Source organism: Alcanivorax sp. REN37, from assembly GCF_041102775.1.
Classification (GTDB): domain Bacteria; phylum Pseudomonadota; class Gammaproteobacteria; order Pseudomonadales; family Alcanivoracaceae; genus Isoalcanivorax; species Isoalcanivorax beigongshangi.
Genome location: NZ_JBGCUO010000001.1, coordinates 2,441,956 through 2,461,775, shown reverse-complemented (window position 1 = coordinate 2,461,775; position 19,820 = coordinate 2,441,956). Strand labels below are relative to the sequence as shown.

The window sequence follows — 19,820 nt, the reverse complement described above, 5'->3', positions numbered from 1 at the left end:
CAGCGCCGCAAGTCGGGAGTAAAGCTTACTTCTGTGCGATTACTCCCGAGCGCACCAGCGCGGCCCAGTCTGCATCACTCAACCCTAATCCCTGTCGCAGCACTTCTTCGTTGTGAGCGCCCACCGCCGGGCCCGGCCAGGCGGTGCGTCCGGGAGTGTCAGTGAGGCGCGGCAGCAGCGCCGGCAGCGTCAGCGGTTGGCCGTTGATTTCCACCTGCTCGAACAGGCCGCGGGCCTGGAAGTGGGGGTCGCGCAGCATGTCGGCCACCGAGTAAATCGGGCCGGCCGGCACCCGCGCCGCTTCCAGCACCGCTAGCGCTTGCTCCAGCGGCAGGGTGGCGCACCAGTCGCCCAGCACTTGGTCGATTTCGGCTTCGTGTTGTACTCGTCCGGCGTTGTCGGCCAGGCGCGTATCGTTGGCTAAATCATCACGGCCGATGGCGCTCATCAGGCGTTTGAAAATGGAATCACCGTTGCCGCCGATGATCAGGAAGCGGTCGTCGGCGCAGCGGTAGGTGTTAGTGGGTACGATGCCGGTGACGGTAGATCCCGACGGCCCGCGTACCGCGCCGGCGCCGGAGAACTCCGGAATCACCGCTTCCAGCAGGTTAAACACCGCCTCGAACAGCGCCACGTCCACCACCTGGCCGTTGCCGCCGCGTTCGCGCTGGAACAGCGCCAGCACAATCCCCAAAGCAGCGTGCAGGCCAGCGAGGGTATCGCCCATCGACAGGTTAGGGCGCACCGGCGGCTCGCCGGGCATGCCGTTGACGTGGCGGAAGCCGCCCAAGCCTTCGCAAACCGAGGCAAAACCGGGTTTGTCCGCATAGGGACCGGTCTGGCCGTAACCGGAGATGCGCGCATAGATCAGCGCCGGTTGCTCGGCGCGCAGTTGTTCCGGCGCCAGCCCCCAATTTTCCAGCGTGCCGGGGCGGAAGTTCTCGATCACCACGTCGGCGCCGGCAATCAACTGCCGCGCCAGCGCCACGCCCTGCGGTTGCTTCAGGTCCAGCGTTACGCACTTCTTGTTGCGGCCGAGGCTGCGCCACCAGAACGAGGTGCCTTGCTCATCGCGCAGGCGCCAACCGCGGATGGGGTCGCCCTCCGGCGGTTCCACCTTGATCACTTCAGCGCCGAAGTAACCCAGCAACGCGCCGGCAAAGGGGCCGGCCAACAGCTGGCCAAGCTCAATCACGCGGATGCCGGCCAGCGGCAACCGGGGCGAATCAGTCATGCGTCACTCCTGCGTGGAAGGGGCGGTCACGTTCACGCGTACCGCTGCGCGGGCGGCCGCATGGAAGGCCGCCGGATCGTCGAGACGATGGGGAAACCAGAACGCGTTGTCCAGTTGCACATGGCGCAGTTGGTCGAGGTCCACGCCCACGGCGGCGCCATCGCTGCGGATACGGTGCAGTAGCGCGCGGTGATCGACGCGGGTGGGCGTAGGCGCTGCGGCGCGTAGCGAGCGCTGTACCAGCGGCATCAATGCCTCGCTGTCGAGTCCGGCAAAGCGCATACGGCGGATATCTTCCACCAGCAGTGAGTACAGGTCATCGGCATTGGCCAGCGGTGGTCGGTGGGCGCTGAGTACCTGAGCCAGCAGCTCATCAAAGTCGCGCAGCAGACTGGGGTCCGGATGCTGATCGATCCACGCCAGTGCGGCGCCGAGTTGGTCCAATGTTTTCGGCAGTTTGGGTATCGCGCCGAGCAGTTTCACGAGCCGTGGCGGCAGACCGGTGGCCGCGAAGCCCAGTTGCGGACCGGCGGCATCGGGCCGGTCGCGGTACAGCATGTGCAGCTCGGCGCCGTCGAGGAAATCATCCAGCAGGCCGCCCTCGGTGATCGGGATGCGGTTGTCGAACAGGATGGCGAGCCCGCGCTTGGAGTCGATGCTGACCCAGTCGCCCGGCAGCCGGTATTGGTTCAGCGCTTGTTCAGCGCTATCCATGCGGCCATCGGAACGCGCCCGCTGCTGGTGCTGCCACGCGCGCTGGAAACTGATTTCGGCGCCGCCGGGATGGGACAGGTCGGCGCGCAGTTCCATGCGCGGCTCGCGCAGCATGGACACGAAGAAACGTGCCGCGCCAAGCTTGTTCAGTGACAGCCGCAGCGGCAGCCCGACGCCTTGTTCGTAGAAGTGCAGCGCGAAGGTTTCGCGCCAGAACATCGGCATGCCGAGGTACCACACCCGGGCTTCCAGCAGCACGCTGGCGCGGATCGGCCCCACTGCGGTGGCCAACGGCACCGCGCGGATATTGGCGCGGTTGTCGAGGGTGATACGCAGTGCGCGGTGCAGCACGCCGGTGCTCAGCTCCAGGTGCAGCGCATCGAGCAGACTGCGGCTGCGGTCTGGCCCCAGTCGCGGCGCCAGGCCGGTGACCTGCGCCAGGTTGTCAGGATTAAAGCGCAGTGACAGCAGCGTGGTGTCCACTGTGCCGTGCTCTAAGTCCAGAGCCACGTAGCGCACGTTGGAGCGCGGCGCGGCGTCCTGCAGCAGGTAGGCGTGACGCGTCGGTTGGCCATCGGCATGCAGTGTCAGTTCGGCCAGCAGGCTTCCGGGTAAGGCGCCATGCTCGCTGCGGCGGTAGCGTTCGATGCCGGCATCGCGATACATCATCAGCACTTCATCGTGGGCATCGAAACGGCCCGGTTCGCCGTCGGCAACACGGCCCTTGCGGGGGCCGGCCCAAACCAGCCCCTCGCGGTCGTACTCGTCGATCTGGAACGGGATCGGTACCAGCTGACCGCCGCGCACCGCCATCACGGACAACTGTTCCAGCCTGCGACCCTGGGCCATCGGCAGCCGGTCGGCGGCGATCGCCACGGGCGCCAAATGGGTGTAGGGGGTCAGTTGCAGTTGTTCCAGTACCCGGTCGAATTGCGCCGGGCTGATGTCGGCCAACCGTTCGCGGCCGGCGCCGAGGGCGCCGGGATCATCGCGGTAGCGTTCGGCCCAGTGAGCCACAGTGTCGTCGCTGACGGCGTGGGCGATGGCGGCCGCTAGCGCCAGCACCGCACCCAGTACGCACAAGCTGATTGCTCTCATCTGCTATGCTCCGCATCCATTCATTGGGGACGGTGGTTCACTGCCGTGCCGGCATGCCGGCGCCTGATATCGCCGGATTATTGCAGACTTTGCGCTGGAGCCACTGACATGAGAGACGCCTTGCTGGCGCGCTTGCATACCCACCTGCATAGCTTGCTGCCGAGCGCCCGGTTGCGGCCACAGGCGCTGCCGCAATTGCCCAGCGTCAGCTTATGGCTGATGGACGATTTGATGCGAGAGCAAGCGCTGGAACCCGCCGTCATCAACGCGCTGATGGATGCGCCGCCCTACTGGTCGTTCTGCTGGGCATCGGGGCAGGTGCTGGGGGCGTGGCTGCGCGATCATCCGCAGTGGGTGGCCGGGCGCACCGTGGTGGATGTGGGCAGTGGCTCTGGCGTGGTGGCGATTGCCGCGGCTCAGGCCGGCGCCGCGCGGGTGATCGCCTGTGACGTGGACCCGCTGGCGCGGGTGGCAGTGAGCCTCAATGCCGCCCACAACGGTGTCACTGTGGAACTAAGCGATGATCTGGAACAGTGCCTGGCACTGGCCGATTGCGTCACCGCTGCAGACATCCTCTACGACCGCGACAATCTTGGCCTACTGGCGCGCTTTCGCGCCGGCGCACGTAAGCCGGCAGTGATGCTGGCGGATTCGCGCATCCCCGATCTGAACCCGGACGGTTATACCCGGCTCGGCCAGCAACAGGCGCTGACTTGGCCAGATCTGGGCGAATCACGCGAGTTCAACCAGGTGCGGCTGTTCCAGGCCGGGTGATGCTGTCTCGTAGCAGCCTAATTTTGGCGGTTTGGCAGCGGCGGTTTGCACTGGCCCACCAACTGAACCGGCGCAGACGGGGTTGATCCGGCTTGAACCCGGCAGAATGCGATGGATCGAGCTGAGTTGGACCCGGCCGGGGTGAAGGTGGGGAGCAGCGTCGATCATGCTGCCAGCCTGAGCTGAGCGCTGGAGCGAGCGATCTGCATCGACCCGAACCGCGCGGACTCAGGCCGAGCTGACCCGGCTCGGGCCGCGTTGGACGCAGTTGGTTCAGTTACGGTGGATGGGTCATGTGGAATGGCGCCTACGCAAAACCGATACTGCTGCTGGCGCTAACCCTGAGCTGGATTGCGTTCGTGTGCGATCCCAACTGAATCAGTCCAGACCAGACCAGACCAGACCAGACCAGACCAGACCAAGTCCAAGTCCAAGCCAAGTCCAAGCCAAGTCCAAGTCCAAGCCCAAGCCCAAGCCCAAGCCCAAGCCCAAGCCCCAGCCCAAGCCCAAGCCCAAGCCCAAGCCCAAGCCCAAGCCCGAACGCGACACCACGCCACGCCACGCTGAAGCCAATGGCACCCTGTCTCGATCCACACACTGCATTCCATCGAACAGGACTGGTTTCGACCTACCGACGTCACACCAGCTAAGAACCGCTGCAACCGCATCGCGCTCGTTCTTTTTCGGCATCCGTCCCCACGACCGCCCAAGCGCGGTGTTTACTCCCCATCCTCCAACAGACCAGTACTGCCGTCGGCATCCTCCAGCGTGATGGCGCGGTACTGGCAGCGTCCCGGATTGTTTTGGAACACCGAGTTGGCAATCAGCCAGACCCGCACGATGCGTGCCGGCAGCGGGCCGCCGATGGCGCGGCGGTAATCCTCCAACAGCGGGCGTGATTCGCTGTGCCATTGATGCAGGGCGTGCAGGGCCGGATTGCGCAATACCCAATGGGTTTCGCGCTGGTCCCAATAGGGCAGCGGGCACTGGAAAATGGTGTCCGGCGCCAGCTGGCTGCTCCACATGTAGGTCAGATCAAGGCCGTTATCGAACTCCACCGCAATCGACAGGTAATCGTGGGTGGGCTGGATGTGTTCCGGCAGCGTCGACGGCAGTGCGTCCACCAGCCAGTCCCAGCTCAATCGGCTGCTGTCGGTAAGCGGTCGGTCGATGTCGTACTGCAGGATGCCCACATCGCCATGGGTGTGGCAGCAGATGGTGCCGTCGCACTGATCGAAAATCGCCGCCTCGCCCAGCCGCCACAAATACTGCCAGCCTTGCGGCGCTGTCGCGGTGGGCAGCTCCTGCGGTTGGCGGCTGACGCTGACCTGCAAGCTGCCGGTGATGTGCGGCGGCGCCGGTTCCGTGGCGAGGGTGCCGGCGGGACTGTCGAAGGCGCCCGGCAGCGCGGCTTGTAGATACAGCGGCCCATCGGCATCGGCAATGAAACTGTGGCGTTCGCTGATGCAGCGATTGATGTGGCCGGAACCGATGCGGTACCAAAGGCAGGTTTTGGCGCCGACGCTCACTTCCAGCGCTTTGTTGAGGAACAGGCGGCCGCTGGCGCTGATCAAGATGGGTTCGCCTTTGCTGACGTTAATGCCGGCGTCATGCCAGCGCTGGTCGGCGCCCAGCGACAGCGTGCCGGCGCCGTGTTCTGGGTGCAGTGCGCTGGCGGCGAGGCGGCGCTGCTGGCGCCGTTTGCGTTGGCGGATGAACGGCAGAAACACCCGCAGCGGTGCCGGCGCATTGCGCTGCGGTAGACCGTGATGGTCCTGGGGCTGGCCTTGGTCACCGACCAGTTCCAGGGCTTGGGCAAGACGCAGATGGAGGGCAGGCTTGGGCACGATTTGTCCTTTTTATAATAGGGTGCGCGGCGGCACCGCGGCCGCTCGGAATTCTGAAAGTAGTGCTGCCGCGAAGCTGCCGGCAATGCAACTTTGGTACCTGCCGGTGCCTGCGGCAAGCGCCGGGTCTTTGCAAAAGATCTGAATGTCGGCGCCACTGGCGATCACTTTCGGCGTTTCCGGCAACGCGGCCGACGGCCCGGTCATGCGGCGGTCACCGCCGCACTTCTAGCATGGATGGTCATGGCCCGGTATCGGCGTAGCGGGGGCCGGGCGGCAACGTCATCTAGCCGGCGGGCCGGGTGAGCGGCACCGGCGCCCCTTCATCAATGTTGAGAGGATTGTGCGGTGACAAGACGCCCATTGAAGCGAGCTGCCGGGTTGCTGCTCGGCTTGGGCTTGCCGCTGCTGGCGGCGGCCACCGCGCTGGCTGGTTGCGCGCAGGAGCCGGCACCGGGCACCGCCACAGCGCCGCAATGGGTGCAGAGCCGGGGAGCGTCGGTGGATGAACTGAAGGCGATTTTCCCGACTTTGCAGGGGCGTCATGTCGACCCGGCCACCGGTCAGGTGGTGCTCGACATTCTGGCCGCGGATACTGCTGACAAGGCGCTCAGCGACAACAAGAAAGCGGCGGGAAAACTGCTCGGGGCGCCGGTGCGGTTGTCGGTACTGCCGGCACCGTTGCAGCCGCAGGCCACGCCCTGATCCCTGACGGCAAGGTATTGGAGTGCGCGCCTGCCGAGAGCAGAAAAGCGCACCAAAAGGTGCGGTTCTGTTCCGCCTCAAGCAGCCCAGCCGAGACCAAAAAACGGCGGTGCCAGCAGGCACCGCCGTTTTCCATTATCGCTGCTGATCAGGCGCTGCGCGGACGCGCCAGTCGTCCCCACAGCAACCCCAGCAGCGCCGCAGTCACCGAGGCCACCAGTACGCCGAGCTTGGCGCCGGCCAGCAACCCAGCATCGGCGAAGGCCAGGTTGGCAATGAAGATCGACATGGTGAAGCCGATCCCGGCCAGCAGGCCCACCAGCCACACTGCACGCCAGCTCATGCCCGGCGGCATCTGGCCGAGACCGAGGCGCAAGAACAGCGCGGTGACCAGCACAATGCCAATTGGCTTGCCGACCACCAGTGCCAGCACGATGCCGAGCATCAGGCCGTTGACCTGCGCATCGCCGTGCGGCACCTCGGTCAGTGACACGCCGGCATTGGCCAATGCGAACAGCGGCATCACTAGGTAGGCCACCCACGGGTGCAGTCGTTGCTGAACGCGGATCGCCGGCGGCAGCAAGTCCTGCTGCGCGCGGTGAGCACGGTCCAGACGCGGTAATTCGGGTGCTTCGCCTTGATCCCAGCGGCTCACCTGCTCACGCAGCTGCGTCAGGCGCACGGCATTGGGTTTGCGCACCTGCATCGGTGTCATCAGGCCGAGTACCACGCCGGCCAGCGTCGGGTGGGCGCCTGCCCACAGGATGCCGAGCCACACCAGCGCGCCGGGCACCAGATACGGCCAGGGACTGAGCACGCCGCTGCGCTGCATCCACAGCACTCCAACGATGCCGGCGCCGGCCAGCAGGAAGCCCAGCGGCTCCAGCCCGCCGGAATAAAACAGCGCGATAATCAGCACCGCTAAGATGTCGTCAATGATCGCCAGTGACAGCAGGAAGATGCGCACGCTCGGCGGCCAATGGCGACCCAACAGCGCCAGCACGCCCACCGCAAAAGCGATGTCAGTGGCGGTGGGCACCGCCCAGCCCTCGATAGTGCCGGGGGTATGGTTGAGCGCTAGGTAGACCAGCGCCGGGGCCAGTACGCCGCCGAGAGCAGCGCCCACCGGCAACATCGCTTGGCGCCGATCAGACAGCGCGCCTTGGTGCATTTCACGGCGGATTTCCATACCAACGGCGAGGAAGAAGAACGTCATCACGCCGTCGTTGATCCAGAACGCCAGCGATTGCTCCACCGCCCACGGGCCGAGGCGCACGCCAATCTGGCTGCCCCACAGCGCGGTGTAGCTGGCCGCCCAGGGCGAGTTGGCCCATAGCATCGCTACCAGCGCGGTGAACATCAGCAGGGCGCCGCTGAACGATTCCTGGTGTAGCAAAGCGGTCAGGCGCGCACGAAAAGAGTGGGGAGGGGCATGAATAGAGGTCATGGGCACGGTTTCTCCTGCGTGGCGGCCCGACCTCGCATACAACGGATTAACCTGTCCGACCACCAGCATGACAGTGCGGACACCCGCCGCGAAGTATAGAAAAATTCAGCGCTTGGTTGAACCGCTGCGGCGCTGACCAACGGCTGGAACCCGGGTACGGCCGCCGCGGTCGAAGTCCGGTACTGCACACTGGCAGTGCCTTATTTTGTGGTGTGAAGGAGGAGATCCGGTGTCCGATACAGCCCGTCTGCGCCGTCCTTGGCTGGCGCTTATCTTGTTGCTCCCTTGGCTTGCAGTGCCCGCCACTGCAGCACTTCCGACCGCGGTGGCCGATGGCACACCGCTGCCCTCACTGGCGCCGACGTTAGAGAAAGTCACGCCGGCGGTGGTCAACATTTCGGTGATGGCGCGGGTGCGCTCGCATCAGAATCCACTGATGCAGGACCCGTTTTTCCGTCGCTTTTTTAACATTCCAGATGGCCCGATGCCGTCCCAACGCACCGCCAGTGCCGGCAGTGGCGTGATCGTCGATGCCCGCAACGGCTATGTGCTCACCAATGCTCATGTGGTACGCAACGCCGAAGCGGTGGAGGTGACGCTGGTGGATGGCCGGGTGCTGAAGGCCGAGCTGAAGGGCATCGATACTGGCGTCGATTTGGCGGTGCTGAAGGTGGAGGCCAAGGACTTGGTGGAAATCAGCATTGCTGATTCATCCAACCTGCGCGTCGGCGACTTTGTGGTGGCGATCGGCAACCCGTTCGGGCTCGGCCAGACGGTGACGTCCGGCATTGTCTCGGCACTGGGTCGTTCCGGGCTGCGCATCGATGGCTATGAAAACTTCATTCAGACCGATGCCTCCATCAACCCCGGCAACTCCGGCGGCGCGCTGGTCAACCTGCGCGGCGAATTGGTGGGCATCAACACCGCCATCATTGCGCCGGCCGGTGGTAACGTCGGCATCGGCTTTGCTATTCCCACGTCGATTGCCACCAACATCATGACCCAGCTGATCGAGCACGGTGAGGTGCGTCGTGGCGTGTTGGGGGTGACAGTGCAGGATCTCGACACCGAGTTGGCGGAGGCATTCAAGGTACAGCAGCGCACCGGTGTGGTGATCAGCCAGGTGCTGGAAGACAGCGCTGCCCAGGATGCCGGACTGCGCCCCGGTGACGTGGTCACCCAGGTCGACGGCATCGCGGTGAAGAACGCGGTGGATCTGCGCAATCGCGTCGGGCTGGCGCCGGTGGGCGATGAAATCCGCCTCGACATCGTGCGTGACGGCAAGCGCCACGCGGTGGTGGCGGTGATCCGCGAAACCGGTGGCAAGGCGGCGGACGGCGCGGCTATTTCCAACCACATCAAGGGCGCCCAGTTGCGCGATCTGCGCGATGGCGAGATCGATCACGCCAGCAGCGGCGTGCTGGTGGAAGGGGTGGAGCGTGGCAGCGCCGCCGCCCATTCCGGCCTGCTGCCGGGCGATGTCATCATCAGCGTCAACCGCAAGGATGTGCGCAACATGGACCAGCTGCGGGCGGCAGTGACCGATCCCAAGGCAGCACTGTTGCTGCGTCTCAATCGCCAGGGCGGCAGCTTCTTTGTGGTGATTCGCTGACTATGCATGGCGCACAAAAAAGCCCGCATCACGCGGGCTTTTTTGTGGTTGATTATCAGTTTTCATGGGTGAGAAATGGCGGCTTCTGCGCGCTGTAAAAGCACTCCTGCGGCGCGGGCAGCGGGCCATCGGTTACGCTCCCAAGCCGTAACCGCAGCACGCCGGGCAGATCGTCGCGGTAGGAGTACAGCGGCGTGCCGCAATGGCGGCAGAACACCCGTGCTTTGCCGGCGGTGTGGCGGTATTCGGCCAGCGCGTCGGCGCCATCGTCGAGCTGGAACAGCGCTGCATCCAGCGGACTGTTCCAGGCTCCAAGGCCGCCTTGCGCCTGCCGGCAGTGGCTGCAGAAGTAGACAATGCTGTGGTCGATGCGACCGACAACACGGTAGCGCACGGCACCACACAAACATTGGCCGCGGATCGGCGTCGCCATCTCAGGCCAGGATCTGATCAGCCGCTTTCTCGGCGATCATCACCGTCGGCGCGTTGGTGTTGCCGCCGATCAAGGTCGGCATCACCGATGCATCCACCACTCGCACGCCGTCGAGGCCGTGTACCCGCAGCGAATCCGGTGCCACCACCGCTTGGTCGTCGATACCCATTTTGCAGGTGCCCACCGGGTGGTAAATGTTGTCGCATTTCTCGCGCAGGAATTGGCGGTATTCCTCGTCCGTTTGCGGTGCGTTGGTGGGGAACACCTCGGCGCCGCGCCAGTCGTCCAGCGCCTTCTGGGCGAGGATTTTGCGCACCTGTTTCACCGCCCGCACCATGCGCTCCATGTCGTCGGGATGCGCCAGCAGGGCCGGGTCGATCACCGCATCCTCGCGCGGATCGGCGCTCTGTAGGGTGATGCTGCCGCGGCTCTGCGGCCGCAGAATGCAGACGTGGGCGGAATAGCCCCAGCCCATGGCGAACAGCCGGTTGAGACCGTGGTTGTCCAGCATTGCCGCGGTCAAATGCAGCTGCAGGTCGGGAATGTCTTCATCCGGCGACGATTTGATGAAGCCACCGGCCTCCGCCACGTTGGAGGTCAGTGGACCCTGGCGTTCGCTGAAGTACTGCCACAGTGATTTGAGGTGCTGCGGCAGCGCCAGCGGTGACAGGCTGAGGGTGTCGTGCTTGAGCGAGCGGTGCACCACCAGCGCATCCGGGTGGTCTTGCAGGTTCTGGCCGACGCCCGGCAGCGCATGCTGCACCCGGATGTCATGGCGCATCAGCTCGGCTTGTGGACCGATGCCAGACAGCATCAATACCTGCGGCGAGTTGATGGCGCCGCCGGACAGCAGCGTTTCGCCGGCTTCCACGCGCTCGGCGCGGCCACGACGGCTGTACTCGGCGCCGATCACCCGTTTGCCGTCGAGGATCAGGCGGTTGACCCGTGCTTCAGTGATCACCGTCAGGTTCGGGCGCTCCAGCACCGGGTGCAGGTAGCCGCGCGCCACACCGCAGCGCTCGCCGTCCTTTTGCGTCACCTGGTAGAAGCCGCAGCCTTCCTGCACGTCGTTGTTGAAGTCGTCAGACAGCGGGAAGCCCGCTTCGCCGCAGGCATCGATGAAGGCTTGGCTGACCGGATGCCGGTAACGCAGGTCGGCGACGTTGAGCGGGCCGCCGACACCGTGGAAGCTGTTTTCGCCGCGCTCCTGATTCTGCGAACGGCGGAAGATCGGCAACACCTCATCCCAGCTCCAGCCCTGGTTGCCCAGTGCGGCCCAGTGGTCGTAGTCCCACTGGTGGCCACGGGTGTAGATCATGGCATTGACGGCGCTGGAGCCGCCCAGCGTCTTGCCGCGCGGAATATAGACCTGCCGGTGGTTGAGCGCAGTTTGCGGCGCCGTGGTGTAGCGCCAGTTGCGTCGCCGCGATCCCATCAGTGCAATGATGCCGGCGGGCATGCGCACCATCAGGTTGTCATCGCTGGGACCAGCTTCCAGCAAGCAAACGCGGTGGTTGGGGTTCTCGGACAGCCGGTTGGCCAACACACAGCCGGCAGAACCGGCACCGATAATGAGGAAGTCATAGGACATGGGAACGGGTCCTGTCACACGGAAGAAAAGAGGCGCCGGCACTATGGCCCCTGGAGCAGGCTCCGGCATGGCGGGGCGGTCGTGCCGCTCCTTCGGAGGGTCACGTTAATCGCAAAGCGCGGACGAGGAAAGACCGCGCCGGCAGCAGTGTGCGCTTGTGGAGCCAGTGATCGGCTGGGTATGATCGATCATCTTTTGAGCGCTGCCGTGTTACCCGGGCAGCGCCAGCTCCTCTTTATAGCGGCGGCATCCATCACCTTGCCGCCGCTCGACAGGGCCGCTTCCCGATCGGAGGTGGCCACGTTTGCACGCGGCCTGGGCCGCGCGCGTTGCCGTCGGCCCCACCGGTGCCGGCGGCACCACTGTGAGGACGCTTGGATGGGGGCACGCATTTTGCGGCTGGATATTGCCGGCAAGCCAATGGAGTGGCTGCATTGGCAAGACGCCGCCACGCTCTACGCTCGCGGTCTGGTCACCTGGACGCTGGGCGATGTGATCTACCACGTGCAGGGCGGCTGGTCACGCCGTACCGGCGAACGTTCGCAGCTGTCGCTGCACGCCATCATTGCCTGCGACGGCCGGCTCAACCCGTCACCGCGCCAGGTGCCGCCGCTGACCAACCGCGCACTGTTCCGCCGCGACCAGAACCTGTGTCTGTATTGCGGCCAGCATTTCAACGACGACGCGCTCACCCGCGACCATATCTTGCCCACCTCCAGGGGCGGCAAAGACCGCTGGCTGAATGTGGTGTCCGCCTGTCGCCGCTGTAACCAGCACAAGGGCGACCGGCTGTTGGAGCATTGCGGTATGGAACTGCTGGCGCTGCCGTACGTGCCGAACATGGCCGAGTACCTGGCGCTGATTAACAGCCACCGTATCCGCGGCGACCAAATGGCGTTCCTGCGCAGCCAGTTTTCCCGCAACAGCCGCTGGCTGCGGGACGACGCGCCACGGGTGCGCGCCTCCGCCTGAACCGCTCAGCGGCCCTGTTGCAGGATCTCCAGGAAGATCTCGGCGAATGCCCAAGCGCTGTCGGAATCGAACTGCTGCAACGGATAACGGAAACACAGATGCAGCTGGCCGCCGAGGGTGGCGGTGCCCAACGACAGTCCCTGCGGCGGACGGCACGGTGGCGAGAACCACAGCTCGCGGATGCCCAAACTTTCCAAGGTGGCGGCATCATCCGGCGGTGCCGCGCCCAGGTTGCTCAGCACCGTGGTGGCGGTCAGCCGCTGGCTAGTGAGTGGCAGCAACGCATCCAACCCGCCTCCACGCAGCCACTGCGGCAAGCCATGCAGCTCGTGCATCACCGTCGCCAGCGTGGTCAGGTTGGTGCGCTCCTTCAGCTGGCGGGTCTGCGCCGCCACTGCCGCCAGCAACGTGTCGAAATCGACCCGTTCGCTATCGCGGCTGTTCACGTTCACCCACAGCGACAAATTGCTGGCCACTTGGGCGCGTTCATCTTCGGCGCGCGTGTTCATTGGCATGATCATGTCGATGCGGCCGGTGCTGCTTTGGTGATCGTCGTTCCAACGCTGGATTGCCAGATGCAGGGCGGTGATCAACACATCATTGATGGTGGCGCCATGGCGACGCAGCTGTTGCAGGTTGCGGGTGTGCTCGCTGTTGAAGCGTACCGGCATGAAGCCGAAGCCAGGCAGCTCCTCGCCGCCGGAGGCGGCAATGCGCGCGGGCGGCTTGAAGGTGCTGCCGAGCACCTGCATCAGCCCGCCGAGGCGTTGCAAACCGTCGTCCGGCGGGGTTTGGATGGCCGCCGCGCGGGTCAGCGCCAGATCCGGTTCCGGCAAGTCGCGGGCGGCGTCGCTGTAGAGCCGCAGCGTGCTCATCAGGAAGCTGTACAGGCCGACGCCATCGGTGACCACATTGCTCATGTTCAGCAGCAACAGGTCGTTGTCGTCGCCTTGCGCCAGCAGCGCCCGGAACGGTAGGCCGTCCAGCAGTGGCAGGGGCTGGCTATGGAAACGGTTGCGTTGGCTGGCGAGTTCTTCGTCGTCCTGCACCGGCACCACTTTTAGCGCCACCCGCTCCGGCAATGGCGCGATCTGCCAACGGAAGGTGGCGTCATCACCACTCACCAGCCGTGCGCGGCTCATCGGATGCTTGGCGGTGGCGCCCAGCAGCGCTTGCTGCAGGCGCTCGGCATCGAAGTGGCCGTCCTTGCGCACTTCCAGCTGCAACCCGAGCGGATGACTGGGCTGGTCGAGCCGCAGCAACAGCTCGTCATAGATGTTGAGGTCGAACTGGGTGTCTGACCGGGTTGTCATCGGCATCCCTCCGGTGGCCGCGGCGTCATCATGACGCAGATGGCGCCTAGCTTAGCCGATTGGCTGACTGCGGTGGCAGGTCCAACCGGGCTGGAACGACCGCTCGGGAGGATTTAGAAATTTTGAACAATTGGAACAGTTCCGTGCGCTGTTTCGGTCATCAGCGGCGGCGTAGAGTGCTTCCCGGAACCGACCGGTAGTGTGCCGGCGGTGCAGTGTGCGGGAGCGGCCATGGAACCGATCAGGCAGGCGTTGATGTTGGCAGGACGGGTGTTGCTGGCGGCGCTGTTTGTGCTGGCCGGCTTCGATCACCTCGGCGATTACGCCAGCACCCAACAGTGGCTGTTAGAGCACGGGCTGGCGGCTGGCTGGCTACCATTGGTGATCGCGCTGGAGTTGGGCGCCGGGATCGCGCTGGGGGTCGGGTGGCAGACGCGACGTGCGGCAGTTTTGCTGGCGACGCTGTCGCTGATGGTGGGACTGCGAGTGCACGGCCTCGACGACCCGCTGCAGGAACTGCTGCTGATGCACAACCTGGCCATCGCCGGCGGGCTGCTGATTCTCGGCGCCCAAGGGCCGGGTCGTTTCAGCGTTGATGCCGCGCGCGAGCGGGCGCTGGCCTGAGCCGGCGCCCGTCGAACATCACTTCTGTTTCAGCCGCACATTATCAGCCAGCGGCGGCGCTTTCAGTGAGGCACCCTCGAACCCGACCACGGTGCCGAACTGATCACCTTGTTCCCACTGCTCGATAAAGCCGCGCACCTCGTCGGCGTTGCGGGCGACAAAGTTCCAGTACAGCAGGATGTCCTCGCCGAACGGTTCGCCGCCGATGAGGATGATCTGGCTGGCCTCCTTGATCTCCAGCGTGAAGCCGCTGCGGTCCTTGCCCAAGTACAGCAGGGTGCCCGGTTCCAGCGCGTGCTCGTCCACCTGGGCGGAACCGGTCAGTACCGCAATGCCGTACTCAAAGCCCGGCTCCAGCGGCAGCGTCAGCGTGGTCGCTCCTTGGCTGGTGAGGTCAGCGCCCAGCAGCGGCGTGTGCACCGCCACCGGCGACTGTTGTCCCAGCCAATCGCCCACCAACAAGGTGATGGTGGCGCCGTCCTGCTCCCACTTCGGCAGCGTGGCGTAATGCTCGAACGCCGGCTCGATGAAGCGCTTGTCATCCGGCAGCGCGATCCAGAACTGCGCCAGTTGCAGGGTGGCGGAGCGGGCACTGATTTCCGGTGATTCCTCGGAGTGGGAAATGCCCTTGCCGGCGGTCATCAGATTGACCTGGCCCTGGGTCAGCAGCTGTTTGTAGCCAAGGCTGTCGCGGTGCAGGATCTCGCCATCCACCATCCAGCTGAAGGTTTGCAGACCGGTGTGCGGATGCGGGCCAACGCGCACGCCGGGGCCGTCACTGACGTCCACTGGGCCGGCGTGGTCGAAGAAGCACCAAGCGCCAATCATGCGTTTGTCCGTGTGCGGCAGCAGCCGGCGAATGCGCATGCCCTCACCGAGAATGGACTGGCGCGCGGCCAGCGGAATGGCGCAATGCTGGCGCGGGGCATTGGGGCACTGGGCGTACTCGCCCGGGGTCATGGCCAGATCGGTGCTCATGGTGGTCTCCCTGGTGGCGTCGCCCGGCGGTGGTCAGGCCGCCGGCGACGGTAGTGAATCAGTCGCTACGGCGTTCGGTGGTGATGCTGCTGCCTTGCGCCAGCGTCAGCGTCACCGGTGTTTTGGCGCAGATTTCCAGCAGTCGTTGCCATTGTTCGTCGCTGAGCGGCGCGCTGCATTGCAGGCTGCGGTGGATGTGGGTGCGCTTGTCGGCGTCCTTGGCGAGGCTGATGTCCAGGTCCAACTGGCCCAGCTCCCAGCCCTTGCGCTCGGCATACATGCGCAGCGTCATCAGCGTGCAGGCGGCGAGGCCGGCGAGAATGTAATCGTAGGGCGCCGGGCCGGCATCCTGGCCGCCGGCGCTGACCGGCTCGTCAGCCACCAGAGTAAAACGGCCGCTGTGGATGTCGGTGCGGTAAGCAGTGCTGCCCAGCTGGGCGCGGGCCTGGGTGAGGGTACGCATGACCTGTCTCCGTCAAGTCGGGGGGCCGGGCGGCAAAGCACCCGGGGGTGCTGGCAGCCTTGCACAGGTGCACGGCCATTGGCCACCGCGGTGGCAGCTTTTTGCAATTGCGGCTCAGCCGAGCTGTTCACGCACCCATTGCTGGAACGCCGCCGCCGGCAACGCGCCGGATAGCCGCTGCTGTTCGCGGCCGTGGCGGAACAAGATCAGCGTCGGGATCGAGCGGATCGCAAACCGGCCGGCCAGCGCTGGCTCCGCTTCGGTGTCGACCTTCGCCAACCGCACTTGGGGTTCCAGCGCGGCACAGGCCTGTTCGAACACCGGCGCGAACTGGCGGCAGGGGCCACACCACGGCGCCCAGAAATCCACCACCAGCGGCAGATCCGATTGCAGGTGGGCCTCAAAGTTGCCGGCGTTGAGCACCACCGGCTGCGCGTTGAACAGTGCTTGCTTGCACTGGCCGCAGCGGCCGCCATCGGCCAGCCGCGTGGCCGGCAGCCGGTTGCGTTGGTGGCAATGGGGGCAGGTGATCAGCATCGATTCGCTCATGGCAGCATCCTCAAGCGGGGCAGTCAGGGGGCTTCGGTGTCCACGTCCGCCGGCGCACTGCCGGACATCGACGGGCCGTCGTCGTCAGAGGGTGGCGTCGGGCTTTGTTGCTCCTCGCGGCGGGCATCTTCCTGTACGTCCTCGACGCGCTTCTCGACGCCAAGGTGATAGGCGGCAAAGCCGGTGTGCACCACCTGGTTCTCCGCCATGCCCAGCAGCCGGCCATCGAACGGCGCGATGATGGCACTGCCGGTATTGCTGACCGGGTCGGTGACGGTGCCGAGCACTTCGCCGGCGCGCACCGCTTGGTTCAGCCGCACGTTAGACAGCAGGATGCCGCCCTGCGGGGCACGCAGCCAGCGCGACTCATAGAACACCGGCTGCGGCGTGCGCCACAGCCGTTTGGCTTTGCGCACGCCGAGGTTGTCGAGCAGCGTTTCCAGCGCTTTCACGCCGGCCTCCACCGCATCGTCCTCAAGCCGGTGTGGCCCGCCGGCTTCTAGGGTCACCGCCGGGATGCCGGCGGCCACCGCAGCGTCACGCAGGGTGCCGCTGGCGGCCTTGCCGTGCAGCACGGTGATGCCGCCGAACTGGCGCGCGAAGGCGACAATGTTCTCGTGGCGCAGGTCGCCACGGATTTGGGCATGGTTGATGCGGCGCTGGGAGCCGGTGTGTAGGTCGGCGAGGTAATCGCAGTGGCGGATCACCTGGTCGAACAGGCTGTAGGCAATGCGCCCGGCGGAGCTGCCGTCCTCGGTGCCGGGGAAGTGGCGATTCAAGTCGCGGCGGTCGGTCAGGTAGCGCTCGCCACGGCGAAAACCTTCCAAATTCACGATTGGCACGCCGATCACGGTGCCGGCCAGCTCGCGCGGTTCCAGTTCGAACATCAGCCGCCGCACCATCTCGATGCCGTTCAGCTCGTCGCCATGGATGGCGGCGGTGAGGCACAGCGTCGGCCCCGGTTGGGCGCCGCGCGCCACCAGCACCGGCACCGGGGTGGCGATCGAGGTGAACGACTGCGGCGGGTGCCAGTGCAGGGTGTTGAACTCGCCGGGCGCAATCGTGCCACCAAGCAGCTGCAGTGGGCCGACGGAGGCCGGTGCGTCGCTGTCGGGGGCCGCGTTGTCGGTAGCGCCCGAGTGGTCAGCGGCGGCGGAGGTGCCGAGGCCGGCGTCCGCGATCGAGCGGGAATCCGCGGCAGGCGTTGTGCGGGGTGCGGCATCGCCGTGGGAGGCATTCGCCACCGGGATAATGGGGCCGGCCGGTGTCGCCACTGGGGCGGCGCGATCGCCATCAACCGGCGCCGCCACTGCCACCGGGCCCGCCGGCGCCGCCTCTGGGGCGATGACATCGTTGTCGACCGCGGGCGCCACCACCGCTACCGGCGTGCCTTGGTCAGCAGCGGGGGGCGTGGCGAACGCCAGCGCTGGGCTTAACAGCAGCGGGCACAACCAGGGCAACAGACGCGGGTGGGGCATCGACACAGCTCTCCTGTCAGGGGCGATGGGCGCTTGGAACCTTGCCGCGCGCCAGTGTTCCCCAGTTACTGCCCGTCCAGTTGCTCCCAGCGCTGATAGCGCTCGGCGAGGGCCGCTTCCAGCGTCGCCAATTCGGCGTTGGTGGCCTTGACCAGGTCGGCGTCTTGGTAGAAATCCGGCTCGGCCATGCGGGCGTGCAGCGCTTGTTGCTGGGTTTCCAGAGTTTCAATTTCGGCCGGCAGTTTTTCCAACTCCAGCCGTTCGGCGTAGGACAGCTTGCGCGCCGGGGCGGCCGGCGCGGCGGCTGGGCTGGTGGCCGGTTGCGGTGCTGCCGTCGCTGGCGCTGCGGCGGCCGGCGCGGCGCTGGGGCGTTGGCGCAGCCAATCTTGGTAGCCGCCGACGTACTGATTGATCTGGCCGTGTTCGAACACCAGCGTGCTGGTGACCACGTTGTCGATGAATTCCCGGTCGTGGCTCACCAGCAGCAGGGTGCCGTTGAACGCCAACAGCTGCTCTTCCAGCAGGTCGAGCGTCTCGGCGTCCAGGTCGTTAGTCGGTTCGTCCAGTACCAGCAGGTTGAACGGCCGGGTGAACAGCTTGGCCAGCAGCAGCCGGTTGCGTTCGCCGCCGGACAACGCTTTCACCGGCTGCCGGGCGCGTGCCGGCTCGAACAGGAATTCCTGCAGGTAGCCGATGGCATGCTTGGGCTGGCCGTTGATGGTGAGGATATCGCTGCCTTCGGTGACGTTTTCCAGCACCGTGCGTTCTTCGTCGAGGCTGCCACGCAACTGGTCGAAGTAGGCCACGTCGAGCTGGGTGCCGAGCGTTACGGTGCCGGCGTCCGGCGTCAGTTGGCCGAGCAGAATACGCAGCAGCGTGGACTTGCCGCAGCCGTTGGCGCCGATGATGCCGATGCGGTCACCGCGCAGCAGCGTCAGGTCGAGGCCGTCGATCAGCTGGCTGTCGCCGTAACGGTGCGACAGCCCTTCGGCCTCCAACACCAGCCGGCCGGAGCGCTGGGCATCTTGCATGGTGAGGCTGGCGGTGCCTTGGCGGTTGCGGCGCTCGGAGTACTCCTGACGCAGCGCTTTCAAGGCGCGCACTCGGCCTTCGTTGCGGGTGCGGCGGGCCTTGATGCCTTGGCGGATCCAGGCTTCCTCGCGCGCCAGCTTCTTGTCGAATTCGGCTTGCGCGCGCTCTTCCGCTTCCAGCGCCGCCTGCTTGCCGTCCAGGTACTTCTGATAGTCGCCTGGCCAACTGGTCAGACGGCCGCGATCGAGCTCGACGATGCGGGTGGCCAGCGTGCGCACGAAGGCGCGGTCGTGGGTGATAAACACCAAGGTGGCGTTGAAACTGAGCAGGAATTCTTCCAGCCAGCGGATGGCGTCGATGTCGAGGTGGTTGGTGGGTTCGTCCAGCAGCAGAATATCCGGCGCCTGAACCAGCGCCCGCGCCAGCAGCACGCGGCGCTTCATGCCGCCGGACAGGCCGGCGAACGGCAGGTTGCCGTCCAGCGTCAGCCGTGACAGCACAGTGTCGACCCGTTGCGCCAGATCCCAGGCGCCGCGTTGGTCGATGTCCTGCTGCACCTGCTGGAATTCGTCGAGCACGTCCTCGCCGTGTTCCAGTGCCAGCGTCAGTTGCTGGTAGCGCGACAGCAGCGTGCCTTCGGCACCGAGGCCGCTGGCCACCACCTCGAACACCGAGCCGGTGGCGTCGTGGGGCACCTCCTGCTCCAGCCGCGCCACACGCAGCCCTTGTTGGCGTTCGATATGGCCGTCGTCGGGAATGATCTCACCGGCAATGATCTTCATCAGCGTCGATTTGCCGGCGCCGTTGCGGCCCACCAGACACAGCCGCTCGCCCTTGTCGATCGCCAGCGACACTTGGTCCAGCAGCGGTGCGGCACCGAAGCTGAGTTGCAGTTGGCGGAGGGTCATCAGAGCCATGGTGGGGCACTCACAGTCGGGTGGTGGACGGGGCGCGCA

The 19,820-nt window shown here is 65.8% G+C and carries 17 protein-coding genes; 5 read left to right on the top strand and 12 right to left on the bottom strand.

The features are described from left to right. Nucleotides 1-25: 25 nt before the first annotated feature. Both AB5I84_RS11145 and AB5I84_RS11140 read right to left on the bottom strand, forming a co-directional pair. A complete protein-coding gene (locus AB5I84_RS11145; protein WP_369455934.1) occupies nucleotides 26-1,234 on the bottom strand; it encodes a CaiB/BaiF CoA transferase family protein in 1,209 nt (402 codons plus the stop codon). Between the two features lie 3 nt (nucleotides 1,235-1,237). Next, complete coding sequence (locus tag AB5I84_RS11140) at nucleotides 1,238-3,046, bottom strand: hypothetical protein (RefSeq protein ID WP_369455933.1); 1,809 nt, start codon at nucleotides 3,044-3,046, stop codon at nucleotides 1,238-1,240. Nucleotides 3,047-3,154: 108 nt separating this feature from the next. Here AB5I84_RS11140 and AB5I84_RS11135 point away from each other — a divergent pair, with 108 nt between their 5' ends. Next, nucleotides 3,155-3,820: a class I SAM-dependent methyltransferase gene (locus AB5I84_RS11135; RefSeq protein WP_369455932.1), complete on the top strand. Its 666-nt coding sequence runs from the start codon at nucleotides 3,155-3,157 to the stop codon at nucleotides 3,818-3,820. 719 nt (nucleotides 3,821-4,539) lie between these two features. Here the strand turns inward: AB5I84_RS11135 and AB5I84_RS11130 are convergent. After that, nucleotides 4,540-5,667, bottom strand: a complete 1,128-nt coding sequence (locus tag AB5I84_RS11130; RefSeq protein WP_369455931.1) for a DUF3047 domain-containing protein — start codon at nucleotides 5,665-5,667, stop codon at nucleotides 4,540-4,542. A gap of 363 nt (nucleotides 5,668-6,030) precedes the next feature. Between AB5I84_RS11130 and AB5I84_RS11125 the strand changes: the two genes are divergently transcribed. Further along, nucleotides 6,031-6,372 (top strand): hypothetical protein, encoded by a 342-nt coding sequence (locus AB5I84_RS11125; protein ID WP_369455930.1) that lies wholly within the window; start codon nucleotides 6,031-6,033, stop codon nucleotides 6,370-6,372. Nucleotides 6,373-6,520: 148 nt separating this feature from the next. Here AB5I84_RS11125 and nhaA read toward each other — a convergent pair whose 3' ends face one another. Next, nucleotides 6,521-7,819: a Na+/H+ antiporter NhaA gene (gene nhaA, locus AB5I84_RS11120; protein WP_369455929.1), complete on the bottom strand. Its 1,299-nt coding sequence runs from the start codon at nucleotides 7,817-7,819 to the stop codon at nucleotides 6,521-6,523. A 229-nt stretch (nucleotides 7,820-8,048) separates the two neighbouring features. Between nhaA and AB5I84_RS11115 the strand changes: the two genes are divergently transcribed. Next, complete coding sequence (locus AB5I84_RS11115; RefSeq protein WP_369455928.1) at nucleotides 8,049-9,431, top strand: Do family serine endopeptidase; 1,383 nt, start codon at nucleotides 8,049-8,051, stop codon at nucleotides 9,429-9,431. A 55-nt stretch (nucleotides 9,432-9,486) separates the two neighbouring features. Here the strand turns inward: AB5I84_RS11115 and AB5I84_RS11110 are convergent, their stop codons facing one another. After that, a complete protein-coding gene (locus tag AB5I84_RS11110) occupies nucleotides 9,487-9,864 on the bottom strand; it encodes a GFA family protein (RefSeq protein ID WP_369455927.1) in 378 nt (125 codons plus the stop codon). Between the two features lies 1 nt (nucleotide 9,865). Next, nucleotides 9,866-11,455, bottom strand: a complete 1,590-nt coding sequence (locus tag AB5I84_RS11105; RefSeq protein ID WP_369455926.1) for a GMC family oxidoreductase — start codon at nucleotides 11,453-11,455, stop codon at nucleotides 9,866-9,868. 378 nt (nucleotides 11,456-11,833) lie between these two features. Here AB5I84_RS11105 and AB5I84_RS11100 point away from each other — a divergent pair, with 378 nt between their 5' ends. Beyond that, nucleotides 11,834-12,427, top strand: a complete 594-nt coding sequence (locus tag AB5I84_RS11100; RefSeq protein ID WP_369455925.1) for an HNH endonuclease — start codon at nucleotides 11,834-11,836, stop codon at nucleotides 12,425-12,427. 5 nt (nucleotides 12,428-12,432) lie between these two features. Here AB5I84_RS11100 and AB5I84_RS11095 read toward each other — a convergent pair whose 3' ends face one another. Beyond that, nucleotides 12,433-13,740, bottom strand: coding sequence for a hypothetical protein (locus AB5I84_RS11095; protein ID WP_369455924.1), 1,308 nt, complete (start codon nucleotides 13,738-13,740; stop codon nucleotides 12,433-12,435). 231 nt (nucleotides 13,741-13,971) lie between these two features. Between AB5I84_RS11095 and AB5I84_RS11090 the strand changes: the two genes are divergently transcribed. Next, nucleotides 13,972-14,364, top strand: a complete 393-nt coding sequence (locus AB5I84_RS11090) for a DoxX family protein (protein ID WP_369455923.1) — start codon at nucleotides 13,972-13,974, stop codon at nucleotides 14,362-14,364. An 18-nt stretch (nucleotides 14,365-14,382) separates the two neighbouring features. Here the strand turns inward: AB5I84_RS11090 and AB5I84_RS11085 are convergent, their stop codons facing one another. The 5 genes from AB5I84_RS11085 to AB5I84_RS11065 all read right to left on the bottom strand — a co-directional run bounded on the left by AB5I84_RS11085 (nucleotide 14,383) and on the right by AB5I84_RS11065 (nucleotide 19,781). Beyond that, nucleotides 14,383-15,342, bottom strand: a complete 960-nt coding sequence (locus AB5I84_RS11085; protein ID WP_369455922.1) for a pirin family protein — start codon at nucleotides 15,340-15,342, stop codon at nucleotides 14,383-14,385. 58 nt (nucleotides 15,343-15,400) lie between these two features. Further along, nucleotides 15,401-15,805, bottom strand: coding sequence for an OsmC family protein (locus AB5I84_RS11080; protein ID WP_369455921.1), 405 nt, complete (start codon nucleotides 15,803-15,805; stop codon nucleotides 15,401-15,403). A gap of 114 nt (nucleotides 15,806-15,919) precedes the next feature. Beyond that, nucleotides 15,920-16,354: a thioredoxin TrxC gene (gene trxC, locus AB5I84_RS11075; RefSeq protein ID WP_369455920.1), complete on the bottom strand. Its 435-nt coding sequence runs from the start codon at nucleotides 16,352-16,354 to the stop codon at nucleotides 15,920-15,922. A gap of 23 nt (nucleotides 16,355-16,377) precedes the next feature. Then, nucleotides 16,378-17,832 carry a succinylglutamate desuccinylase/aspartoacylase family protein gene (locus AB5I84_RS11070; protein WP_369455919.1) on the bottom strand — a complete coding sequence of 485 codons (1,455 nt, stop codon included), beginning with the start codon at nucleotides 17,830-17,832 and terminating at the stop codon, nucleotides 16,378-16,380. 65 nt (nucleotides 17,833-17,897) lie between these two features. Beyond that, complete coding sequence (locus AB5I84_RS11065; protein WP_369455918.1) at nucleotides 17,898-19,781, bottom strand: ATP-binding cassette domain-containing protein; 1,884 nt, start codon at nucleotides 19,779-19,781, stop codon at nucleotides 17,898-17,900. Nucleotides 19,782-19,820 lie beyond the last annotated feature (39 nt).

Bases quoted from the DNA above. Each gene is read 5' to 3' on its own strand.
- AB5I84_RS11145 (WP_369455934.1), bottom strand. From the start codon at position 1,234: ATGACTGATTCGCCCCGGTTGCCGCTGGCCGGCATCCGCGTGATTGAG.
- AB5I84_RS11140 (WP_369455933.1), bottom strand. From the start codon at position 3,046: ATGAGAGCAATCAGCTTGTGCGTACTGGGTGCGGTGCTGGCGCTAGCG.
- AB5I84_RS11135 (WP_369455932.1), top strand. From the start codon at position 3,155: ATGAGAGACGCCTTGCTGGCGCGCTTGCATACCCACCTGCATAGCTTG.
- nhaA (WP_369455929.1), bottom strand. From the start codon at position 7,819: ATGACCTCTATTCATGCCCCTCCCCACTCTTTTCGTGCGCGCCTGACC.
- AB5I84_RS11110 (WP_369455927.1), bottom strand. From the start codon at position 9,864: ATGGCGACGCCGATCCGCGGCCAATGTTTGTGTGGTGCCGTGCGCTAC.
- AB5I84_RS11105 (WP_369455926.1), bottom strand. From the start codon at position 11,455: ATGTCCTATGACTTCCTCATTATCGGTGCCGGTTCTGCCGGCTGTGTG.
- AB5I84_RS11100 (WP_369455925.1), top strand. From the start codon at position 11,834: ATGGGGGCACGCATTTTGCGGCTGGATATTGCCGGCAAGCCAATGGAG.
- AB5I84_RS11095 (WP_369455924.1), bottom strand. From the start codon at position 13,740: ATGACAACCCGGTCAGACACCCAGTTCGACCTCAACATCTATGACGAG.
- AB5I84_RS11090 (WP_369455923.1), top strand. From the start codon at position 13,972: ATGGAACCGATCAGGCAGGCGTTGATGTTGGCAGGACGGGTGTTGCTG.
- AB5I84_RS11085 (WP_369455922.1), bottom strand. From the start codon at position 15,342: ATGAGCACCGATCTGGCCATGACCCCGGGCGAGTACGCCCAGTGCCCC.
- AB5I84_RS11080 (WP_369455921.1), bottom strand. From the start codon at position 15,805: ATGCGTACCCTCACCCAGGCCCGCGCCCAGCTGGGCAGCACTGCTTAC.
- trxC (WP_369455920.1), bottom strand. From the start codon at position 16,354: ATGAGCGAATCGATGCTGATCACCTGCCCCCATTGCCACCAACGCAAC.
- AB5I84_RS11070 (WP_369455919.1), bottom strand. From the start codon at position 17,832: ATGCCCCACCCGCGTCTGTTGCCCTGGTTGTGCCCGCTGCTGTTAAGC.
- AB5I84_RS11065 (WP_369455918.1), bottom strand. From the start codon at position 19,781: ATGGCTCTGATGACCCTCCGCCAACTGCAACTCAGCTTCGGTGCCGCA.